General features: G+C 71.8%; 17 protein-coding genes and 1 pseudogene. 5 read left to right on the top strand and 13 right to left on the bottom strand.

From position 1 onward, the window contains the following. Positions 1–203: 203 nt before the first annotated feature. The 6 genes from ABT352_RS36845 to ABT352_RS36820 all read right to left on the bottom strand — a co-directional run bounded on the left by ABT352_RS36845 (position 204) and on the right by ABT352_RS36820 (position 7,354). The gene (locus ABT352_RS36845; RefSeq protein WP_350949669.1) at positions 204–1,415 is read right to left on the bottom strand and encodes an MFS transporter; all 1,212 of its coding nucleotides are present in this window, start codon (positions 1,413–1,415) and stop codon (positions 204–206) included. Then, positions 1,412–2,203: an ABC transporter ATP-binding protein gene (locus ABT352_RS36840; RefSeq protein WP_350949668.1), complete on the bottom strand. Its 792-nt coding sequence runs from the start codon at positions 2,201–2,203 to the stop codon at positions 1,412–1,414. The genes ABT352_RS36845 and ABT352_RS36840 overlap by 4 nt, the downstream gene beginning before the upstream one ends. After that, positions 2,197–4,182 carry a dipeptide/oligopeptide/nickel ABC transporter permease/ATP-binding protein gene (locus ABT352_RS36835; protein ID WP_350949667.1) on the bottom strand — a complete coding sequence of 662 codons (1,986 nt, stop codon included), beginning with the start codon at positions 4,180–4,182 and terminating at the stop codon, positions 2,197–2,199. The genes ABT352_RS36840 and ABT352_RS36835 overlap by 7 nt, the downstream gene beginning before the upstream one ends. Further along, positions 4,179–5,231: an ABC transporter permease gene (locus ABT352_RS36830; protein ID WP_350949666.1), complete on the bottom strand. Its 1,053-nt coding sequence runs from the start codon at positions 5,229–5,231 to the stop codon at positions 4,179–4,181. Before ABT352_RS36830 ends, ABT352_RS36835 begins: the two co-directional genes overlap by 4 nt. Further along, a complete protein-coding gene (locus ABT352_RS36825; protein WP_350949665.1) occupies positions 5,228–6,790 on the bottom strand; it encodes an ABC transporter substrate-binding protein in 1,563 nt (520 codons plus the stop codon). Before ABT352_RS36825 ends, ABT352_RS36830 begins: the two co-directional genes overlap by 4 nt. Positions 6,791–7,051: 261 nt before the next feature. After that, a complete protein-coding gene (locus ABT352_RS36820) occupies positions 7,052–7,354 on the bottom strand; it encodes a helix-turn-helix transcriptional regulator (RefSeq protein ID WP_350949664.1) in 303 nt (100 codons plus the stop codon). Positions 7,355–7,648: 294 nt separating this feature from the next. Between ABT352_RS36820 and map the strand changes: the two genes are divergently transcribed. Next, on the top strand, positions 7,649–8,419 hold the full coding sequence (map, locus tag ABT352_RS36815) for a type I methionyl aminopeptidase (RefSeq protein ID WP_350949663.1): 771 nt from the start codon (positions 7,649–7,651) through the stop codon (positions 8,417–8,419). A gap of 44 nt (positions 8,420–8,463) precedes the next feature. On the opposite strand, the gene ABT352_RS36810 is transcribed toward map, so the two are convergent. From ABT352_RS36810 to ABT352_RS36800, 3 genes are all read right to left on the bottom strand, one after another. Then, on the bottom strand, positions 8,464–9,441 hold the full coding sequence (locus ABT352_RS36810) for a helix-turn-helix transcriptional regulator (RefSeq protein ID WP_350949662.1): 978 nt from the start codon (positions 9,439–9,441) through the stop codon (positions 8,464–8,466). 297 nt (positions 9,442–9,738) lie between these two features. Next, the gene (locus tag ABT352_RS36805) at positions 9,739–10,104 is read right to left on the bottom strand and encodes a darcynin family protein (RefSeq protein ID WP_350949661.1); all 366 of its coding nucleotides are present in this window, start codon (positions 10,102–10,104) and stop codon (positions 9,739–9,741) included. Next, positions 10,094–11,011 (bottom strand): NAD(P)H-binding protein, encoded by a 918-nt coding sequence (locus ABT352_RS36800; RefSeq protein WP_350949660.1) that lies wholly within the window; start codon positions 11,009–11,011, stop codon positions 10,094–10,096. Before ABT352_RS36800 ends, ABT352_RS36805 begins: the two co-directional genes overlap by 11 nt. Before the next feature lie 115 nt (positions 11,012–11,126). Here ABT352_RS36800 and ABT352_RS36795 point away from each other — a divergent pair, with 115 nt between their 5' ends. The 4 genes and pseudogenes from ABT352_RS36795 (at position 11,127) to ABT352_RS36780 (ending at position 14,254) form a co-directional block, all read left to right on the top strand. Then, positions 11,127–12,068 carry a LysR family transcriptional regulator gene (locus ABT352_RS36795; RefSeq protein WP_350949659.1) on the top strand — a complete coding sequence of 314 codons (942 nt, stop codon included), beginning with the start codon at positions 11,127–11,129 and terminating at the stop codon, positions 12,066–12,068. Positions 12,069–12,269: 201 nt separating this feature from the next. Continuing rightward, positions 12,270–12,575 (top strand): annotated as a pseudogene (locus tag ABT352_RS36790) (RidA family protein); the annotation flags it as partial. A gap of 246 nt (positions 12,576–12,821) precedes the next feature. Beyond that, positions 12,822–13,415, top strand: a complete 594-nt coding sequence (locus ABT352_RS36785; protein WP_350949658.1) for a TetR/AcrR family transcriptional regulator — start codon at positions 12,822–12,824, stop codon at positions 13,413–13,415. After that, positions 13,412–14,254 carry an alpha/beta fold hydrolase gene (locus ABT352_RS36780; protein ID WP_350949657.1) on the top strand — a complete coding sequence of 281 codons (843 nt, stop codon included), beginning with the start codon at positions 13,412–13,414 and terminating at the stop codon, positions 14,252–14,254. Before ABT352_RS36785 ends, ABT352_RS36780 begins: the two co-directional genes overlap by 4 nt. A gap of 88 nt (positions 14,255–14,342) precedes the next feature. Here the strand turns inward: ABT352_RS36780 and ABT352_RS36775 are convergent, their stop codons facing one another. From ABT352_RS36775 to ABT352_RS36760, 4 genes are read right to left on the bottom strand one after another with little or no spacing between them, the layout of a single operon-like run. Beyond that, on the bottom strand, positions 14,343–15,146 hold the full coding sequence (locus ABT352_RS36775; protein WP_350949656.1) for an SDR family NAD(P)-dependent oxidoreductase: 804 nt from the start codon (positions 15,144–15,146) through the stop codon (positions 14,343–14,345). Positions 15,147–15,167: 21 nt separating this feature from the next. Further along, positions 15,168–16,595 (bottom strand): NAD-dependent succinate-semialdehyde dehydrogenase, encoded by a 1,428-nt coding sequence (locus tag ABT352_RS36770; RefSeq protein ID WP_350949655.1) that lies wholly within the window; start codon positions 16,593–16,595, stop codon positions 15,168–15,170. Further along, the gene (locus tag ABT352_RS36765) at positions 16,592–17,677 is read right to left on the bottom strand and encodes an NADH:flavin oxidoreductase/NADH oxidase (RefSeq protein ID WP_350949654.1); all 1,086 of its coding nucleotides are present in this window, start codon (positions 17,675–17,677) and stop codon (positions 16,592–16,594) included. Before ABT352_RS36765 ends, ABT352_RS36770 begins: the two co-directional genes overlap by 4 nt. Then, positions 17,674–18,705, bottom strand: a complete 1,032-nt coding sequence (locus ABT352_RS36760) for a zinc-dependent alcohol dehydrogenase (protein WP_350949653.1) — start codon at positions 18,703–18,705, stop codon at positions 17,674–17,676. Before ABT352_RS36760 ends, ABT352_RS36765 begins: the two co-directional genes overlap by 4 nt. Position 18,706: the final 1 nt, after the last annotated feature.

Genomic DNA, 18,706 nt, shown 5'->3' with positions numbered 1-18,706 from the left:
ATGGCACTGCACGGCATCGGCGCGGCCCACGACCGCCCCCATTGGCGGGCCGAGGCCGACGGTGTCATCACCCTCCTGCTGGACGGGCTGCGCCGGTCGTACTCAGGCGACGGTCCGCGGGAGCGTGAACAGGAGAGCCCCGACGTGAAGTGAGGCCACCCCGCAATCGGCCGTCAGGTGCCGGCCCACGTCCGCCGGGTTCGTCATGAAGGCTCGGACACGGGGCGCCCGAGCCGACGGCACGCGAGCAGCAGGATCACCGGAAGGAGCAGGCACTGGGCGGCGATGGCCGGCCAGAATCCGGGAAGATGCCCCGCGCTCTCGAACAGCTGGTAGAGGCTCCCGCCGACGAGGCCACTCAAGGACGCGCCGACTCCTTCGGCCAGCCGCTGGTGACCGAAGACGACCGCCGGTGACCGCTTCGTACGGCTGAGCATCTCAAGGACGTTCTTGAGGAAGAGCACCGAGTTGCCCACACCGATGACGAGGATCCCGGCGGCGACCGTTATCGCGTTCCCGCCGGTGAACGCGATCATGCCGACGGCGAGGCAGCAGAAACCGACCGCCATCGCGTGGGTGTAGCGCATCCGCTCGACCCGTCGCGTGAGGAGCGGTTGCAGTACGGCCAGCACCAGCGAGTAGCCCATCATCGCCGCACCGTAGAACACGGTGGGCAGCCTGCCCTCGGCGTAGGACGACAGGAACTGGTAGAAGTGCATGTACAGATAGAGGGTCATGGCGGTCACGACGAACGGCAGGACCGCGAGGCTGGCCAGTGCCCGGCGCAGTGGCTCGATCACCTCGCCCTCTTCCCGCCGCTCTCGCGGCAGGAGGGCGTGCCCGATCGCCATCGCCGCGTGCAGCACCGTGGCGGCGACGAACATCCCGCCCGGGTCGTGAATGAACAGCGCCCCCACCACCGGCCCGACCGCGATGCCGACGTTGCCCGTGGCGTAGCTCGCGGACATCAGCCGCGGCCGGTCGCCGGGACTCGCACCGTGCACGGTGTAACCCCGGACGCTGGGTGAGTAGAGCCCGGTGGCCGCCGATCGCAGGAACAGCGCGGCGACCGTCACCGCCGGCCAGGTGCCGCCGGCGAGGAACCCCAGCGACGCGATGGTCTGCAGAACCATCGCGATCACCAGGCTCCTCTGAAGTCCGATCCGTTCGGCGAGGGCCGCGCCGGGCACCCCTCCGGCGAACTGCACGAACGTCGCCACCCCGAGGATGAGGCCCACCTGATCCATGCCGAGGGCCATTCGGTCGCGGAGCAGGATCGCCAGGTAGGGGTACACGGAGAAGCTGATGAGATTGACGAGGAACCCGCTCCCGAACAGGGCGAGCTGCGTGCCGGTGAACGAGCGGACGCCGGATCGCGCGGGAGAGCCCGATGCCTCCCGGTCGGTGGGTGTCATACCGATCGCGCCTTGGTCTCGATGTCCATGGTGGGAGTGGCCGCGAGCAGGGTGCGGGTGTAGGGGTGGCGCGGGCGGGTGGTGACGTCCCCGGTCGGGCCCTGCTCGACGATCCGGCCGTGCCGCATGACGGCGACGCGGTCCGCGAGCTGGGAGATGACGGCGAGGTCGTGGGTGATGAACAGGCAGCCGAACTCGAGCCGGTCGCGCAGATCGCACAACAGGTTGAGCACCGTCGCCTGGACCGACACGTCGAGCGCGGTGACCGGCTCGTCGCAGATCAGCAGGCGCGGCTCCAGAGCCAGTGCCCGGGCGATCGCCACGCGCTGCTGCTGCCCTCCCGACAGCTGACCGGGACGGCGATCGCCGACCTGAGGGTCGAGCCCGACGAGGTCCATCAGCTCGCTCACCCGCGTGGACCGGGACCGGGTGTCGCCGATCCGGTGGATGTGCAGCGGCTCGGCGAGGGCCTGGCGTACCGTCTGCCGCGGGCTGAGCGTGAGGCAGGGGTCCTGGAAGACCATCTGGACCTGTCGCCGATGTGCCCGCAGGGCCCGGCCACGGAGCGCGTGCACGTCCACTTCCGCGACGCGTACCGCTCCCGCGCTGGGCCGGTGCAGCCCGGTCACGACCCGCGCCAGCGTCGTCTTGCCGCAGCCCGACTCGCCGACCAGTCCGACGATCTCACCCGCCGCCACGCGCAGCGTGACGTCCTCGATCACCGCCGTGACGTCCCGGCCGCGCTCCCGGCCACCGTAGCCCGCGCTCACCCCGACGATCTCTAACACGGGCCGGTGCTCCTCTCTCCCGCCTCCGCGGGGCGGCTGGGGTGGCGCAGGCAGGCCGACCGGTGTGCGTCGACGCGAGGCGGCGCGCCTGGGACCGGGGCCTCCAGGGCCGGCGGTTCGGACACACAGGCCGTCGCCACGAGCGGGCAGCGGGACGCGAACCCACATCCCTCGGTCTCGTCCGGGCCGGCGCCCGCCCGGCCTGGCATGGTGCGAAACCGGGTGCCCGGTGCGGCCCCGGGCCGTGGTACGGCGTCCAGCAGGCCACGCGTGTAGGGGTGGTCGGGATCGGTGATCACCGTGGCGAGCGGGCCCGACTCCACGATCCGGCCGCCGTACACGACGGCCACGCTGTCGGCCAGGCGCGACACGACCGCCAGGTCGTGGCTGACGACGACCATGGCCATGCCCAGCTCGTCACGCAGACGCGCCAGCAGCACGAGCAACTGCGCCTGCACGGTCACGTCGAGGGCCGAGGTGGGTTCGTCGGCGACGAGCAACTCCGGCTCGCCCGCGAGGGCGATGGCGATCTGTGCCCGCTGGCGCATCCCGCCGGACAGCTGGTGGGGAAACTCGCGGGCGACCTTCGCCGGGTCCGGCAGACCGGCCAGGCGCAACAGTTCCTCGGTGACCCGGCGGGTCACGGCGCGGTGGCCGCCCCGGCCGGTGTTGCGGACCGCCTCGTCGACGTGCGCGCCGATCGTCCGCAACGGGTTGAGTACGGAGGCGCTGTCCTGGAAGACGACGCCCACCCGATGCCCGTTGATCCGGCGCCGTTCGCCCGGGGAGAGGTCCACCAGCTGACGGGCGCCGGCACCGGTGCCCAGCACCGCCGATCCGGTGACCGCCGCGTTCGGGTCCAGCAGGCCGAAGGGGGCGAGCGCGGCCGTGGTCTTGCCGCTTCCGCTCTCGCCGACGAGGGCGAGGATCCGCCCGCGCCGCACCTCGTAGGACATCCCGGCGACGACGCGGCGGCGCCCGCCGCCGTCCGGGTAGGAGACGGACAGGTCCCGCACGCGCAGTACCGCGTCGTGCTCGGAGGAATCCCGCGCCGCCTCCGGCGGGGTGGGCGCCACAGGTTCCTTCGTGGTCGCGGCCGCGTGGGCGGGCCGTGGGGCCCGCGCCGGGAGACTCCACCGTGGACGGACCAGGCGCAGGATCGACGGCCGTTCCTCACCTGCCGCCAGTCGCTCACCGAGCAGGTTGGCGGCGAACACCACGGCCGTGATGGCGACGCCGGGCGGGTACGCCAGCCACCACGCCGAGTCCAGGAACGGCCGCCCTTCGATGAGCATCTGGCCCCACTCGGCGTGCGGCGGGGCGACCCCCAGGCCGAGGAAGCTCAGGGTGGCGACACTGAGGACGATCATGCCGACGTCCGTGCTGGCGTAGACCAGGCAGGGTGCGAGCGCCGGGGGCAGCAGGTGCTTACCGATGATGCGCCCGCGTCCCGCGCCCAGCAGGCGCAGGGCGTCCAGATGAGGGCTGCTTCGCATGCCGGCGACGCGGGCACGCGCGATCCGGGCGTACGGCGCCCACGACCACAGCGAGAGCGCGAGGACGAGGTTCTCCACCCCGGGTCCCCGCACACCGATCACCGCGAGCGCCACCAGCATCCCTGGCAGCGAGACGACGACGTCGATCACCCGGGAGACGAACCGGTCGACCCATCCGCCCAGGTAACCGGCGAGGGCGCCGATCGCGGTGCCGGCCGTCAGCGCGATCGCCAGCACGGCCGCGGTGACCGTGAGGGAGATCCGGGCACCGTAGAGCATCCGGCTGAGCTGGTCACGGCCGAGCTGGTCGGTGCCGAGCGGGTGCTCCGGCGACGGCGGCAGCAGTCCCGCGGTCAGGTCGCCCACGGTGGGATCGGCCGGGGCGATGACCGGCGCCAGCACTCCGACGACCGCGAAGAGGATCAAGGGCGTCGCGACCAGTGCCGTACGCGTCCACGCCCTGCCGCCCCGCCGGCCGGTCACGTCGTCCCCCGTCGCGACCGGGCGGTGAACCCGCCGACCCGCTCCCGGAGCGGCCTGCCCCGCCCGGAAGGGCTCTTTCCCGGGGGGATCCGGTCTCGCCGGGAGCGGGGGTCGATGAGCCCCTGCAGGACATCGGCGCAGCGGTTGGCCAGGATGAAGCCACCTCCCATGACGAGCGTGCCGGCCTGCAGCGCCGGAACGTCCCTGGCCCCGGCCGCGTGCACGAAGTAGGCCCCGATACCGGGCCAGCCGAAGATCTGCTCCACCACGACGGCACCCACCAGCAGACTCCCGATGCCGAACCCGGCGACCGACAGGATCGGCCCGGCTGCATTCGGCAGGCCGTCTCGCAGCACGATCGACAGCGGTCCGCTCCCCCTGGCCTGCGCCGCGCGCACGTACGGCCGGTCCAGGGCCTCGCGCAGCGTGACGGCCACCACCCGGCTGAGCACACCGGCGACCGGCAGCCCGAGCACCGCCATCGGCATCACCCACGTCGAGAAACCCGCCATCCCCGACGTCGGAACCACGCGCAGACGCAGGGCCAGGACCAACACCAGCAGGTAACTCAGCCAGAACGCCGGCACCGAGGTGATGAGCAGCGCCGCGAGTCGCAGGGTTCCGCGCAACAGGCCACGCCGGAGCACCGCCCCCGCGACGCCGACGCTCACCCCGATCACGAGGGCGACCACGGTGGAGCCGGCCACCAGCCCCAGCGTGACGCCCAGCCGGTCGGCGACCTCGGGGCCGACCGGCGTGTTCGTCCGCAACGACAATCCGAAGTCGCCGGTGCACACGTCGGCGAGCCACCTCAGGTAGCGCACCGCCGCGGGATCGTCGAGGCCGAGCTCGACGCGGACGGCCTCGATCTGCTCGGGCGTGGCCGGCCGACCGGCACGGGTCGCCGCGAGCATCGCCGCGGCGTCACCACGGGCGAGCAGGACCAGCGCGAAGACGCCGAGCGACATCGCGAGCAGCACGCCGAAGACGTCGACGGCCCACCGCAGGAGGTAACCGCCCGCGGTGACGAGCCGTCCGCGTGACCTCATTCGACGGTGACTCCGGTGAGTTCCAGATCGACGTCTGTGGGGGGCATCGTGAAGCCCTTCACCGCGGCGCGGGCGGCCCACATCCGTGGCCGGTAGGCCAGCGGCACGAAACCGGCGTCGGCGGCGACCGCGTCGTAGAGCTCCTGGTAGGCCGCGCTGCGGGCGGCGGGGTCGCGGGCGAACAGCGCCTTGTCGACCGCCTTCTCGGTGGCCGGGGTCGCCCAGAGGGGGGCGCGCGCTCCGGAGGTGAACAGGGACACGATCGAACTGGAGGGGTCGTACGGCGCGCCGAGCCCTTCGAAGAAGGTCAGGTCGTAGGTGCCCTCCGCCCGCTCGTCGTAGTACGCGGCGGCGTCGACCGGGGAGATCTCGACGGTGATCCCGACCGTCTTGAGGGAGCCGGCGATCGCCTCGGCCATCGTGCGGGGGTCGAGTTGGCCCGCGGCCGGTTTGGCCGGGACGAGCAGTTTGAGGGAGAGCTTCTTGCCGTTCTTGACCCGGCTGTCGCCCTCAAGCGCGTATCCGGCGGCGTCCAGCGTGGCGCGGGCGCCGGCCTGGTCGAAGTACGGCGGCAGGTCGGTGCCCGAGTCGGGCACATTCGGCGGGAACACCCGCCGTGCCGGCTCGCCATAGCCCTGGAACAGTGCGCCGACCAGGGAGGTGGTGTCGATGGCCTGACGCACCGCCTCGCGGACGGCCCGGTCACCGGCCGGGCCGCCGGGGTTGAACCCGAGCATGATCGAGACGTCCGACGCGCCGGTGAGCAGGGTGACGTCGCCGCGCTCGCTCAGCGATTTGGCCTCCAGCGGTGTGATCGGGGCCAGGTAGGAGCCGCCGATGAGGTCGATCTCGCCGTTGGCGAGCGCGTCGACGCGCGCCTGGGAATCGGGGATGACCTTGAACTCCAGCCGCTCCAGCTGTGGCTTGGTCCCCCAGTGGTCGTCGTTGCGTGCCAGTGTCGCGCCGGTGGCGGAGTTCGACACCAGCTTCCACGGCCCGGTGCCGACGGGGGTGGTGAACTCGCCGCCGGTGGCGGACTTCGGGCTGAGCAGCCGCACCGGCCGCACGATCGACATCTCCTGCAGCAGCGGCTCGTACGGTTCCGACAGCGTCAGCCGGACGGTGTCGGAGTCGGGGGTGTCCACCGCGGAGATGACCTGCGAGGCCCGGAAGAAGGTGAACTTCTTGTTGCCCACCCACCGGTCGAAGTTCCACTTGACGGCGGCGGAGTCGAGCGGGGTCCCGTCGGTGAAGCGGACGCCGTCACGCAGGTCGAAGGTGACCTGCCGGCCGTCCTCGGCGACGGTCCACGACTCCGCGAGCCCCGGTGCCGGCTTGCCGCCCTCGGTGTAGGTGACAAGCGGCTCGTAGATCGCGTCGAGGAGCAGGAAGTTACCGGTGAAGGCGTGGGGGTCCAGGGCGCCGGACTCCTCACTCAGGCCGATGCGCAGCACAGGGGCGGCGGGGGTTTTCTCGCCGGTATCGGAGGGATCGGAGGCGCACGCGCCGATCAGCATGATCGAGGCGACGAGGATGGTGACGAGGCGCGATCTGGACACGAACACTCCGGGCAGGTGACAACCGTCGACAAAAGGGCGATCGATCGCCCACCCTCAGGTAGTCGGTGGCATCGAGTGTCTGGTTCCCGGAGGTTTCGCGGAATTTGCCGCACATTACGACATGACGTCGGCCAGGAAAGTCACCGACGGCAAGGGGGCACCACGCCGTAATCGTCACTTTTCGTGGGCCGGCGTGTCGTGTTGATCGGATCTCAGGCGGCCGGTTGATCGAGTCGGAGAAGGCGGCTGCGGGCCTGGGACTTATGAGGCCAATCGCTCGCGCGCGTTGCGGCCTGACCTTGTGGGGTGGACCCCGTCGTCAGGCTGGTTGATCTCTGCCCACACCTCGTCGAGGGAAAGACCGAGGACATCGGCGATCGCCGCGATGGTCGGGAAGGCGGGTGTCGCCACGCGGCCTGACTCGATCTTCCGGAGAGTCTCCGGCGACACGCCCGCATCCAGTGCGGTGTCGAGCATCGAGCGCTCTCCCCTGGCGCGACGCAACAGGGCGCCGAGGCGCTGTCCGCGCTCGACCTCCGCGGGTGTGAGCGGCAACCTGACCATGGCTTCGATTCTAGGGCCTGCGCGAGCCGGAGAGCGGAGGGATTTGCGCGGCGCCCGGGGTGGCCACCTGGCCGGCCGTGAACCGGCTCTCTTCGAGCGGCGCAACACGGCTGAGCGGCAGGTCGACCGGACCGGAGAACGGCGGGCGCCGGCCTCTCGCGCCTCTTCCTCCTCGGTGAGATCTCCGCGCGGAGCCGTCCCGCGGGGCCGAGCCTCAACCTGTTGAACCGCACGGACCTGGACATCGGGATAATATTGCCGGGATAGTTATTGGTTGCATGAGAAGGGCATCGCATGATCGAGATCCTGAACCCCCCGGACCTGGCCCGAGCGAAGGAGACCGGTGCCCTGGTCGCTCACATCTTGCAGACGCTGAAGAGCCGCAGCGCAGTGGGCACGAATCTCCTGGACATCGATCGATGGACCCGGGACATGATCGTCGAGGCCGGAGCACGGTCCTGCTACGTCGACTACGAGCCCTCCTTCGGCCGCGGGCCGTTCGGCCACTACATCTGCACGTCCGTCAACGACGCGGTGCTGCACGGGCTGCCGTACGACTACACCCTTGCCGACGGCGACCTGCTCTCACTCGACCTCGCCGTCTCCAAGAACGGAGTCGCCGCGGACTCCGCCATCAGCTTCATCGTGGGCGGCTCCAACCCCCCGGAGAGCGTCGCGATGATCAGCGCGACCGAACGCGCGTTGAACGCGGGCATCGCGGCCGCCGGGCCCGGAGCGCGCATCGGCGACATCTCCCACGCCATCGGCTCGGTCCTCAGCGAGGCGGGATATCCGATCAACACCGAGTTCGGAGGTCACGGCATCGGATCGACGATGCACCAGGAGCCGCACATCTCGAACACCGGGCGGCCCGGCCGTGGATACCGGCTGCGCCCGGGGCTGATGCTCGCACTCGAACCGTGGGTCATGGCCGACACCGCCAAACTCGTCACCGACGCCGACGGGTGGACGCTCAGGAGCGCGACAGGCTGCCGTACCGCACACAGTGAGCACACGATCGCCATCACCGACGACGGAGCCGAGATCCTCACCTTGCCGAAGTGAGCGGCCGGAATCAGGCGGGCGCGGACCACGGAAGGCGAGGGCTCTCAGGAGGGCGCCCCGTAGCGGGTGGCGGTCGCGGCGGCCCGGTCGTGCAAACGGTCGCGCAACCACTGCGGGGCCAGGGCCTCCGCGTTCGTGCCGAGCTGCCACAGCGCCCATTCGGCGTGCCTCGGATCCTGGAAGGTCACCTCCATCCGCAGCCGGCCGTCCGATTCGGCCTCTTCTGCGCGGACGGCCAGTGCGGTGCCGACCAGTTCCTCCCGCCGCTCGGGGTCCACCCGCACCAGCACGGTGACCTGGTCGCCGCCGGTCCGAAACCGGGTGCTGCGTTCCTGCCAGGCCCGGTCCAGATCGACCCGGTCCGGTCGCTGTGCGGGTTCGGGAAGTTCCTCGGCGGCCAGGATCCGGGACAGCCGGTAGGTGCGGTCCGCGCCGGACCTGGTGGCCGGCAGGTAACCCCGATCGCGTACGGTGACCAGGCCGATCGGGTCCACCGTGCGCCACGTCGGGCTCTGGTCCCCGGCGGCGTAGTGGATGCGCAGCCGGTGTCCGGAGAGCACCGCGCGCAGGACTTCGGCCACTGTCGCGTCGGGCGCCTCCTCGGTGACCAGGCGACGTGAGAGAAGGTCGGCCTCCGGGTCGATGAGCAATCGCTCGGCCGCGTCGGCCGCGGTGTCCCGATAGCTTTCCGGTAGCGCGTCGACCACCTTGAGCATCGCCGAGGCGAGCGCCGAGCCGAGGCCGAATGTCTGCGCGCCGCGCCGTGATCCGGCGATCAGGAGGGCGAGGGCCTCGTCAGGGGTCAGTCCGGTGAGTTCGGTCCGGAAACCGGGCAACAACGCGAAACCGCCGTGCCGGCCGCGTTCCGCGTAGACCGGGACGCCGGCTGCGGACAGCGCCTCGATGTCGCGCAGCACGGTGCGGGTGGAGACCTCCAGCTCGCGGGCGAGCGCGGTCGCGGACAGCCGGCCGTGCTGCCGCAGCAGGAGCACCAGCGAGACCAGCCGGTCAGCGGCATGCAACTTTATCGCAGGTCAGGAGCGGGTTCGTTGGATTTTCGGCCAAGACTACGGTGACCCCACCATCGAAGACGGCTCCCGTGGCGCACGGTTCGTGCTGCGCCTGCCCAGCCTGGCCACACCCTCCACGGATCACGCTGGCATGCCGACGGAGGAGTGATCTCGGGAATCGCCTGCATCGCGGTCTCGTTGTCGGATCTACTGGCGAGCGACAACGTGGGGCCACGTTGCCGTCTGCCCAGCTGAACCGATGGCCGGTGCCACCGCCCTGCGGAAGCACCGGCCGGTCAGGGAGAAGCGTCAGGTGGCGAGGGTGGCCGCCGGTTCCAGATCGTAGGTGCGGGCGTAGCCGTTCTCGGTACCCACAAGCAGGTCCACGACGTCGAAGTAGCGGTCCCAGAAGGGGGTTTCGCGCAACGCGTCGATGAGCAGCCGGTAGGCGTCGTGGTCATCTGCCTCCCAGACCCAGATGTCGGTGACCCGTGCCGAGTAGAACTCGGTGTCGTAGAAGCGGGAGCGGACACCGCGGGTGCGGGCCTCGATAACCGGGACGACTTGGGTGGTGAAGGCCTTGACGCGTTCGGCCACGGTCATCGCCAGCCACTCGGGCGTGGTCTTGACCAGAATGAACGCGGTGACCGGCGGCTTGGTTCGGTCAGCGGGCATCGACTGCCTCCGGTGTGGCGAGAACGGCGGGCTTGAGAGTCTGCGCGCACCACTGTGCGAATCCGGTGGCCGGGCCCGCCTGCGGCGAGCGGTCGACGCCTGAGTCCAGGCCCTGGTCCTTGGCGCGTTTCATGTCGACCATGCCCTCGACGAACGCCTCGTTGAGGCCGTAGCCGAGCAGGGTGGACCGCAGCTCGTCGAGCGGCTGGCGCCGGTAGCGGACCGGACGACCCAGCTCTTCGGTCATGATGCGGGCCAGGTCGTTGGGTGACAGGTTCTGCGGGCCGAGCACCGGGACACTGCCGACGCCGGTCCAGGAGCGGTCCAGCAGCAGCCCGGCCGCCGTCGCGGCGATGTCGGCGACGGCCACCAGCGGGGCCGGGCGGTCTGCGGCGACGGTGTCGGTGAAGACGCCGTTCTCGCGGATCGAGTCAGCCTCCTCCAGCAGGTTCTCGAAGAAGGACGGGTTGGCCAGGGCGCGGTAGGCGACGCCGGAGTCGGCGATCAGGTCGTCCATGGCCAGGGAGGCGGTGACCAGCCCGGCCTGGGCGGCCTGCGGGGTGCCGCGGCCGAGTGCCGAGACGCCGACGACATGGCCGACACCGTGGGCGGCGAACGCCCGCGCGGCCGGGCGGGTGAAGCCGCTGTACGCCTCGTCGGGCGTGGCCGAGGCGGCTGGCGGCACCAGCCAGAAAACGGCGTCGGCCCCGGTGAAGGCGCGCTCGACGGTCGCGGCGTCGCCGTGCGAGCCGGTGACCACCTCGACCTGTCCGCGTACGGACTCGGGAAGCCGGGCAGGATCGCGGACCACGACGCGCAACGCCTCTCCGCGTGCGGGCGCGGCCTCGACCAGCAGCGACAGCAGCCGTCGGCCGATGTTCCCGGTGGGGGCGGTAATGACGATCATGAAAACCTCGCGGTCTGTGTCGGATCGGTACGGTCCCTTGATCGTGCAGACCCGAGCCGCATTGTCACAATGGGAACTTCAGCATCCGATCATTGCCCGAAACGGAATTATGCCGGTGAGCAGCCCAGCCCCGAACCTCGACGCCAACCTCGCCGTCGCCCTCGACGCCCTACTGACCGAGCAGAGCGTCACCCGTGCCGCCGCGCGGATGCGCACCTCCCCGGCGGCGATGAGCCGCACCCTGGCCCGGCTGCGCCGGGTGCTCCAGGACCCGCTGCTGGTACGGGCAGGACAGGCGATGGTGCCCACACCCCGCGCCGAGGCACTGCGGGGCGAGGCCGCCGCGGTGGTGCGCCGGTTGGAGGCACTGCTCACTCCGAGCGGCGGGGTCGACCCCGCCGCGCTGCGGCGCACCTTCACCGTCCAGGTCTCGGACCTGGTCGGTGCGGCACTGGCCCCGGGCCTGCTCGGGCTTGCCCGGCGCCGGGCGCCGGGCGTCTCGCTGCGGGTGCTGGCCGAGGAGTGGGAGGCGGGCCCCGCGCTGCGCGAGGGCCGGATCGATCTGGAGATCGGGGCCATCGACCACGTCGCCCCGGAGACCCGGGTCGAAGAGCTGGTCACGCTGAGGATGGCGGTCGGTGTCAGAACCGGGCACCCGCTCACCGAAGGAACCCTGACGCCCACCAGGTTGGCCTCGGCCGAGCACGTGGCGGTCAGCCGCCGTGGACGCTTCACCGGCCCGCTGGACGCGGCCTTGGCCGAGCAAGGACTCAGCCGGCGGGTCAGCGCCGTCCTGCCCGGACATCTGGCGGCGATGGTGCTGGCGGCAGTCGGCGACGTGGTCTGCCTGGTGCCGGCCGCGCTGCCGGGCGAGCCCCCTTCGCCACTCAGCGACGCGGCGCACGCGCTGGGACTACGCCTGCTGGAAATCCCGCTGCCGTTGCCACCACTGACGATCGGCATGGCCTGGCACCCGCGCCACACCGCCGACGGGGCCCACCAGTGGCTGCGCGGCGCCGTGCGCCGGGTACTCCGTCCGGCCCCCCAGGAGAAATAACCCACGCCGCGGATCCGCGCATACCCCGGTGCCCGGACACAGGCTCGACCTCGATCATGGATGCGGCTGGGGGTGCGCAGGCCATCGTGTGCCGCGATTCCTGCACGGTCAGTCGACCGGAGCTTGAAGGCTCAGGCATGCGAGCACGTTCTCGCATACCGCGTGGCGGGGCAGGGAGGGGGCGAGTGACCCACCCGGACCCTGTACTGCTCCGGGCAGACCGCGATGAGCGACGAGGGCGAGCCCCAGCACGCCGACGACATGGCGGCGCAGTTGGCGCTGAGCCTCGACAACCTTCAGGCCGTGCTCGCCGAGGCCGGCATGTCCCTCGCGAACCTCGTCCGGCTCAACGTCTACACCACCGACGTCGATCGGCTCTTCGAGCACTACGGCGTGCTGGCGTCACGGCTGGGCGTCATCGGGGTGGCGCCGACCACCACGATGCTCGGGGTGACGCGGCTGGCGCTCCCCGGCCTGATGGTCGAGCTTGAGGGGACCGCCGTCGCGTGGCGCGTCCTCACCGCCTCCGGCGGGACCGCCGGAGGCGGCACGAGTGGTGTCGGTCGCCGCGGAGGCGTCGCCCGTAGCGCGGGGCCGACGGCGGGAAGGCGATGCGGCCCGCGCCCTCGCCGGTGGTCGGGGCGGCGAAGGCACGGACCTTTATGACGACATATCCGCTCACCTTCAAACCCAAGGAATATCCTAGGCATGTTAGGTTAAGCCTATGAACCATAAGGCGCTGGGGGTGGATGCATGGCGCGGGCCGGGTTGACGGCGGACCGGGTGACGCTCGCGGGTGCCGAGCTGGCGGACGAGGTCGGGATCGACCACGTGACCATGTCGGCGGTGGCGCGGCGGCTCGGGGTGAAGGACGCGAGCCTGTATGTGCACGTGCGCGGCCTGGAGGACCTGCGCGGGCGGATCGCGCTGCTGGCGGCGGACGAGAAGACCATCGGTATCGCCGAGGCCACCGCCGGGCGGGCCGGTAGGGACGCGCTGGTGGCGTTCGCGAACGCCTGGCGGGCGTACGCCCATGACCACCCGGGCCGGTACGCGGCGACGCAGATCCCGATACAGATCGATCCCGAGCTCGCGCTCCGAGCGCCCGGACCGCGTCGCGCGGTCGAACTGACCTACAGCATGCTGCGCGCCTACGCGCTGGACGAGCCCGACCTGACCGACGCGGTCCGGCTGGTGCGCAGCACGCTCCACGGCTTCGTCAGCCTGGAGGCAGCCGGCGGGTTCGCGCACGCGCGCCCGGCGGAGAGTTCCTGGGCCCGCTGCCTGGACGCCCTGCACGCGCTCCTGGAGCGCTGGCCCTCACCCGGCGAAGGAGACCCCCGTTGACCACCCCGACCATCGGACGCCTGCGCGTGGACGGTGCCACCTTGCACTACGAGGTGCGCGGAAGCGGCCCCCTCCTGCTGCTGATCCCCGGCGGCGCCGGCGACGCGGCCTCCTACGACGGCATCGCCGACGAGCTGGCCGGCGATCACACGGTCGTCTCCTACGACCCACGCGGCCTGTCCCGCAGCCCGCTGGACGACCCACAGGTCGTTCAACGGGTCGATCAGCATGCCGACGACGCGTTCCGGCTGCTGGATCTGCTGTCTCCGGACGCACCCGTCCGCGTGGTCGGCTGCAGTTCGGGGGCGATCGTCGCGCTGCATCTGCTCTGCGCCCACTACGAGCGGATCGAACGCGTGGTCGCGCACGAGCCGCCGGTGGTGGAGGTGTTGCCGGACGCCGCCGAGCACCGCGCACTGCTCGCCCGCGTCCAGGAGACCTTCCGCCGAGACGGGTTGATGCCCGCGGTGGCCGAGTTCGCGGCGGGCCTGCGGCGGCCGGACGACGAGGGGCCCGTCGCCGCCGAGAAGGCCGTCGAGCTGCCACCGCGGGCCGCCGCGCGAGCCGAGCGGACGATGGCGAACATGCCCTACTTCCTCGGACGCGTCGTGCCGAGTTTCATGGCATACACCCCGGATGTGGATCGCCTGGCGGCCCTGTCGGACCGGCTCGTGCTCGCGGGCGGAGCAGACTCACGCGGCGAACTGCCCTACCGTCCCGCCGCCTTCCTGGCCGAGCGGTTCGGCACGGAGCTCGTTCACTTCCCCGGCGGGCACACGGGACTCAGCACGCACCCCACCGAGTTCGCCGAACTGCTCCGCAAGCTGCTGAGCGGCTGAAGCCGATGACGTACGGGCCGGTGCCTCTCGTGGCCGGACGGGACGAGAAGGGCGGCGCCCGGCCACGGAGACGGTGTGGTCGCGGAGGTTAGTAGAGGGCGCGGATGCTTCCGCCGTCCACGCCCCAGACGGCGCCGGTGACGAAGGCGGCCAGCGGGCTGGCCAGGAAGAGGACGACGTTGGCGACCTCTTCGGGAGTGCCGAGGCGGGCCAGCGGCAGTTGACGGAGTCGCATCTCGTGTTCGACCGCGGCCATGGGCTCCTTGCCGTGCAGGATGGCGAGGTTGTCGGCGAAGCCGCCGGGCTTGGTCCAGAAGGGGGTCCAGATGGGGCCGGGGGCGACGGCGTTGATCCGGATGTGGGGGCCTTCCGCGCGAGACAGGCCCTTGGTGACGGCGAGGACGGCGGCCTTGGAGGCGGCGTAGTCGATGGGCTGGGTCTCCGGCTGGCGGGCCAGGTCGGAGGCGTTGTTGACGATGGCCGGTGAGTTCCGGGAGGCCCGCAGGTGGGGCAGGGCGGCGCGGCTGATCCGGACGTAGCTCATGAAGTTGAGGTTCATGGTCTGCAGCCACTCGTCGTCGGTGAGTTGCTCGAAGGTGCGGACGTTGCCGGTGCCGACGTTGTTGACGAGGATGTCCAGGCCGCCCAGGTGGTCGAGCGCGCCGGTGACGGCGTTCTCACAGCCGTCCAGGGTGGACAGGTCGGCGCGGACCGAGCGCAGCGTGCCGGTCAGATCCTTGGTGTCGGTCTCCAGTTGGTCGAGCAGGGCGGCGTCGTGGTCGGCCGCGACCACGTCGGCGCCTTCGGCGAGCATCGCGCGGACGGTCGCCGCGCCGATGCCGGACGCGCCACCGGTGATCAGGACTTTACGTCCCGCGAGGTGGGTTTGCATGAGTACTCCGTTTCGTATGGTTCAGATGTCGGCGGCGATGTACTTGGTCTCCAGGAACTCGTGGATCCCGTCGAACCCGCCCTCCCTGCCGAGCCCGCTCTGCTTGACGCCGCCGAACGGCGCCGCGGGGTCGGAGAGCACGCCCCGGTTGAGGGCGACCATGCCGGCGTCGAGCTGTTCCGCGACCCGGAGCCCTCGGCGCAGGTCGCCGGTGTAGACGTAGCTGATCAGCCCGTACGGTGTGGCGTTGGCCCTGGTCACCGCCTCTTCGTCGGAGTCGAACACGACGATGGGGGCGACCGGTCCGAAGATCTCCACATCGAGGATGGCGGCGTCCGGCTCGATGCCGGCCAGCACGGTGGGCGGGTAGAACGCCCCGGGCCCGTCCAGGACGGCCCCGCCGGTGACCGGGCGTGCGCCGGCACCGACCGCCTGGTCGACCAGTTCGGCGACCTTGCCGCGTTCGGTCGTGGAGACCAGGGAGCCGATGTGGTTGGCGGGGTCGAGCCCGGAGCCCACCTTCAGTCCGGCCATCGCGTGGGCGAACGCGGCGGTGAACTCCTCGGCGACGGCGCGGTGGACGTAGAAGCGGTTGGCCGCGGTGCACGCCGCGCCGCCGTTGCGGAGCTTGGCGATCATCGCGCCCTCCACCGCCGCCTGGACGTCGGCGTCGGCCAGCACCAGGAACGGCGCGTTGCCGCCCAGTTCCATCGAGGTGCGCACCACCTGGTCCGCGGCCTCGTGCAGGAGGACCCGGCCGACCTCGGTGGATCCGGTGAAGGAGAGGTTGACGACCCGGGGGTCGTGCAGCATCTCCCTGACCCGTTGCGCGGTGGGCGCGGCGACCACCACGTTGACCACACCGTCGGGGACCCCCGCGCGGGCCAGTACGTCGGCCACGGCCAGCGCGGTGAGCGGCGTCTCGGTGGCGGGCTTGAGCACCACCGAGCAGCCCGCCGCCAGCGCCGGGCCGATCTTGCGGGTCGCCATCGCGGCCGGGAAGTTCCACGGCGTGATGAGCAGCGACACCCCGATCGGCTGGTGGGTGACGATGATGCGCTTGTCACCGCCGGGGGCCAGCCGGTAGTCGCCGGTGACCCGGACGGCCTCCTCGGCGAACCAGCGGAAGAACTCGGCGGCGTAGACGACCTCGGCCTTGGCGTCGGCCAGCACCTTGCCGTTCTCCCTGACGATGAGCCGGGCGATGTCGTCGGCCTCCGCCGTCATCAGCTCGTACGCGCGGCGCAGGATCTCGGCGCGCTCCCTGGGGGCACGGGCGGCCCACGGTGCGAGGGCGGCGGCGGCCGCGTCGACCGCCTGGGCGCATTCGCGCTCGCCCGCCACGGCGACCTCGGTGATCGGCTCGCCCAGCGCGGGATCCAGGACCGGCAGCGTGTCGGTCCCGAGGACCCATTCGCCGCCGATGAACAGTTCGGATTTGATTTTCACGGGTTCTCCACGGGAGTGGGGCGGGGTTTGGCTCGCTCGTACCGGACCGGCCAGGGCAGGTCGGCGCCGACCTGCCCTGCGGCGGCCAGCGGCCAGCGCGGGTTGCGAAGCGCGGCCCGGCCGATGAACACGGCGTCGGCCTGGCCGGTGGCGAGCACTTCCTCGGCCTGCCGGGGGTCGGCGATCCGGCCGACGGCGGCGGTGCGTACGCCCGCGCCCGAGCGGATCGTCTCGGACAGGTCGGTCTGGTAGGTGCCGTCGGCCGGGATGGCGGCGTCGGGGAGCAGCCCGCCGGAGGAGCAGTCCACCAGGTCCACGCCGAGCGCGGCGAGTCGCCTGGCCAGCTCGACCGAGGACGGTGGATCCCAGCCGCCGGGCGCCCAGTCGGTGACCGAGATGCGCACCAGTAGCGGGCGGTCGTGCGGCCACGCCTCGCGGACGGCGGCGACGACCTCCAGGGGGTAGCGCATCCGGTTCTCCAGCGAACCGCCGTAGCGGTCGGTGCGCCGGTTGGTCAGCGGGGAGAGGAACTCGTGCAGCAGGTAGCCGTGCGCGGCGTGGAGTTCGACCACGTCGAAACCGGCGCGCAGGGCGCGTTCCGCTCCGGCGGCGAAGGCGTCCCTCACCGCCGCCAGGTCCTTCTCGGTCATCTCCCTGGGGGCGGGCAGGTCCCCGTACGGGACCGGCGAGGGCCCGACGGTCGGCCAGCCGCCGTCGGCGTAGGGCACCCGGCGCTCGCCGGTCCATGGCGCGGAGGTGGACGCCTTGCGTCCGGCGTGCGCGAGCTGGAGGCCGATGAGCGTGCCCTGCTGGTGGACGAACCGGACGATCCGCGCCCACGCCTCGGTCTGCTCGTCGCTGTAGATGCCCGCGCAGTACGGGCTGATCCGGCCCTCGGGGGTGACCCCGGTGGACTCGGCCACGATCAACCCGGCCCCGCCGGTGGCCAGACCGCCCAGGTGGACCAGGTGCCAGTCGGACACGAGGCCGTCCTCGGCGGCGTACTGGCACATCGGGGAGATCCAGACGCGGTTGGGGAAGGTCAGGCCGCGCAGGGTGAGCGGTGTGAAGAGCGGGCTCACCGGTGCCCACCTCCGTCCGGGCTGAGCATGACCTTGGCGTGGCCGCCCGCGTCGCCGGCGGCCGCGACGGCGGCGGCGCAGTCCTCGAAGGCGAACACGTCGGAGACCATGGGTGACAGGTCCAGGCCGGTACGGTCGAGCAGCCGGAGCGTGGGCTCCCAGATCTGCGGCGGCGCGCCGGTGGAGGACGACAACCGCAGGTTGCGGTTCTGGATCTGGTGCAGCGACACCTGCTCGGAGCGCCGGTGCGCCAGGCCCATGAACAGCACCCTGGCGTCCTGGGCGGTGACGTCCAAGGCGGCGGCCTGCGCGGCGGGGGCGCCCGACCCCTCCACGACCAGGTCGGCGCCGCGCGGGCCGAGCACGTCCAGGACGGCGGCGGCCACGTCCACACCGGGGGCGGCCTCGACGCGGTGGTCGGCGCCCAGCCGCGCGGCCAGGTCCAGCCGGTACGGGCTGCGGTCCACGGCCACCACCCGCGCGCCGAGAGTGCGGGCCAGGCCGACCATGGACAGGCCGATGGCACCGCACCCGAAGACGGCCACGGTGTGACCGGCGTCGGCCCCGCCCGCCGTGCGCAGCGCCTGCAGGCAGCAGGCGAGCGGCTCGACCAGGGCGGCGCGCAGCGAGGAGACGGCGGGCGGGACGGCGAAGCACATCGCCTCGGGGACCAGGAAGGTGTCGGCCATCGCGCCGTCGGTGGACACCCCGAACCAGATGTTGCCGCCGAGCGCGCCGTGCCCGATCACCCGGTCCCCCGGGCGGAACCGGGAGGTGGCGGGGCCGGCCTCGACGACCACGCCGGACCATTCGTGGCCGAGCACGTGCGGGAAGCGGACCTCGAAGCCGGGGTCCATCCCGCCGGAGAGCTGCTCCAGGTCGGAGCCGCAGATGCCGACGTACTCGGGACGGACCCGCAGGGCGGCGTCCTCCATGGGCGGGACGGGCAGCAGGTTGCAGCTGACCGTCAGGCCGCCGTCCGACCGGTGGACCACCACGGCCCTGCGCGAGGTTTCTGAGATCGTCATG

It is taken from the genome of Streptosporangium sp. NPDC000563 (assembly GCF_040299985.1).
Lineage (GTDB): Bacteria > Actinomycetota > Actinomycetes > Streptosporangiales > Streptosporangiaceae > Streptosporangium.
Note: the sequence above shows the minus strand (reverse complement) of the source record. Positions and strands in the feature narration are given on the sequence as shown.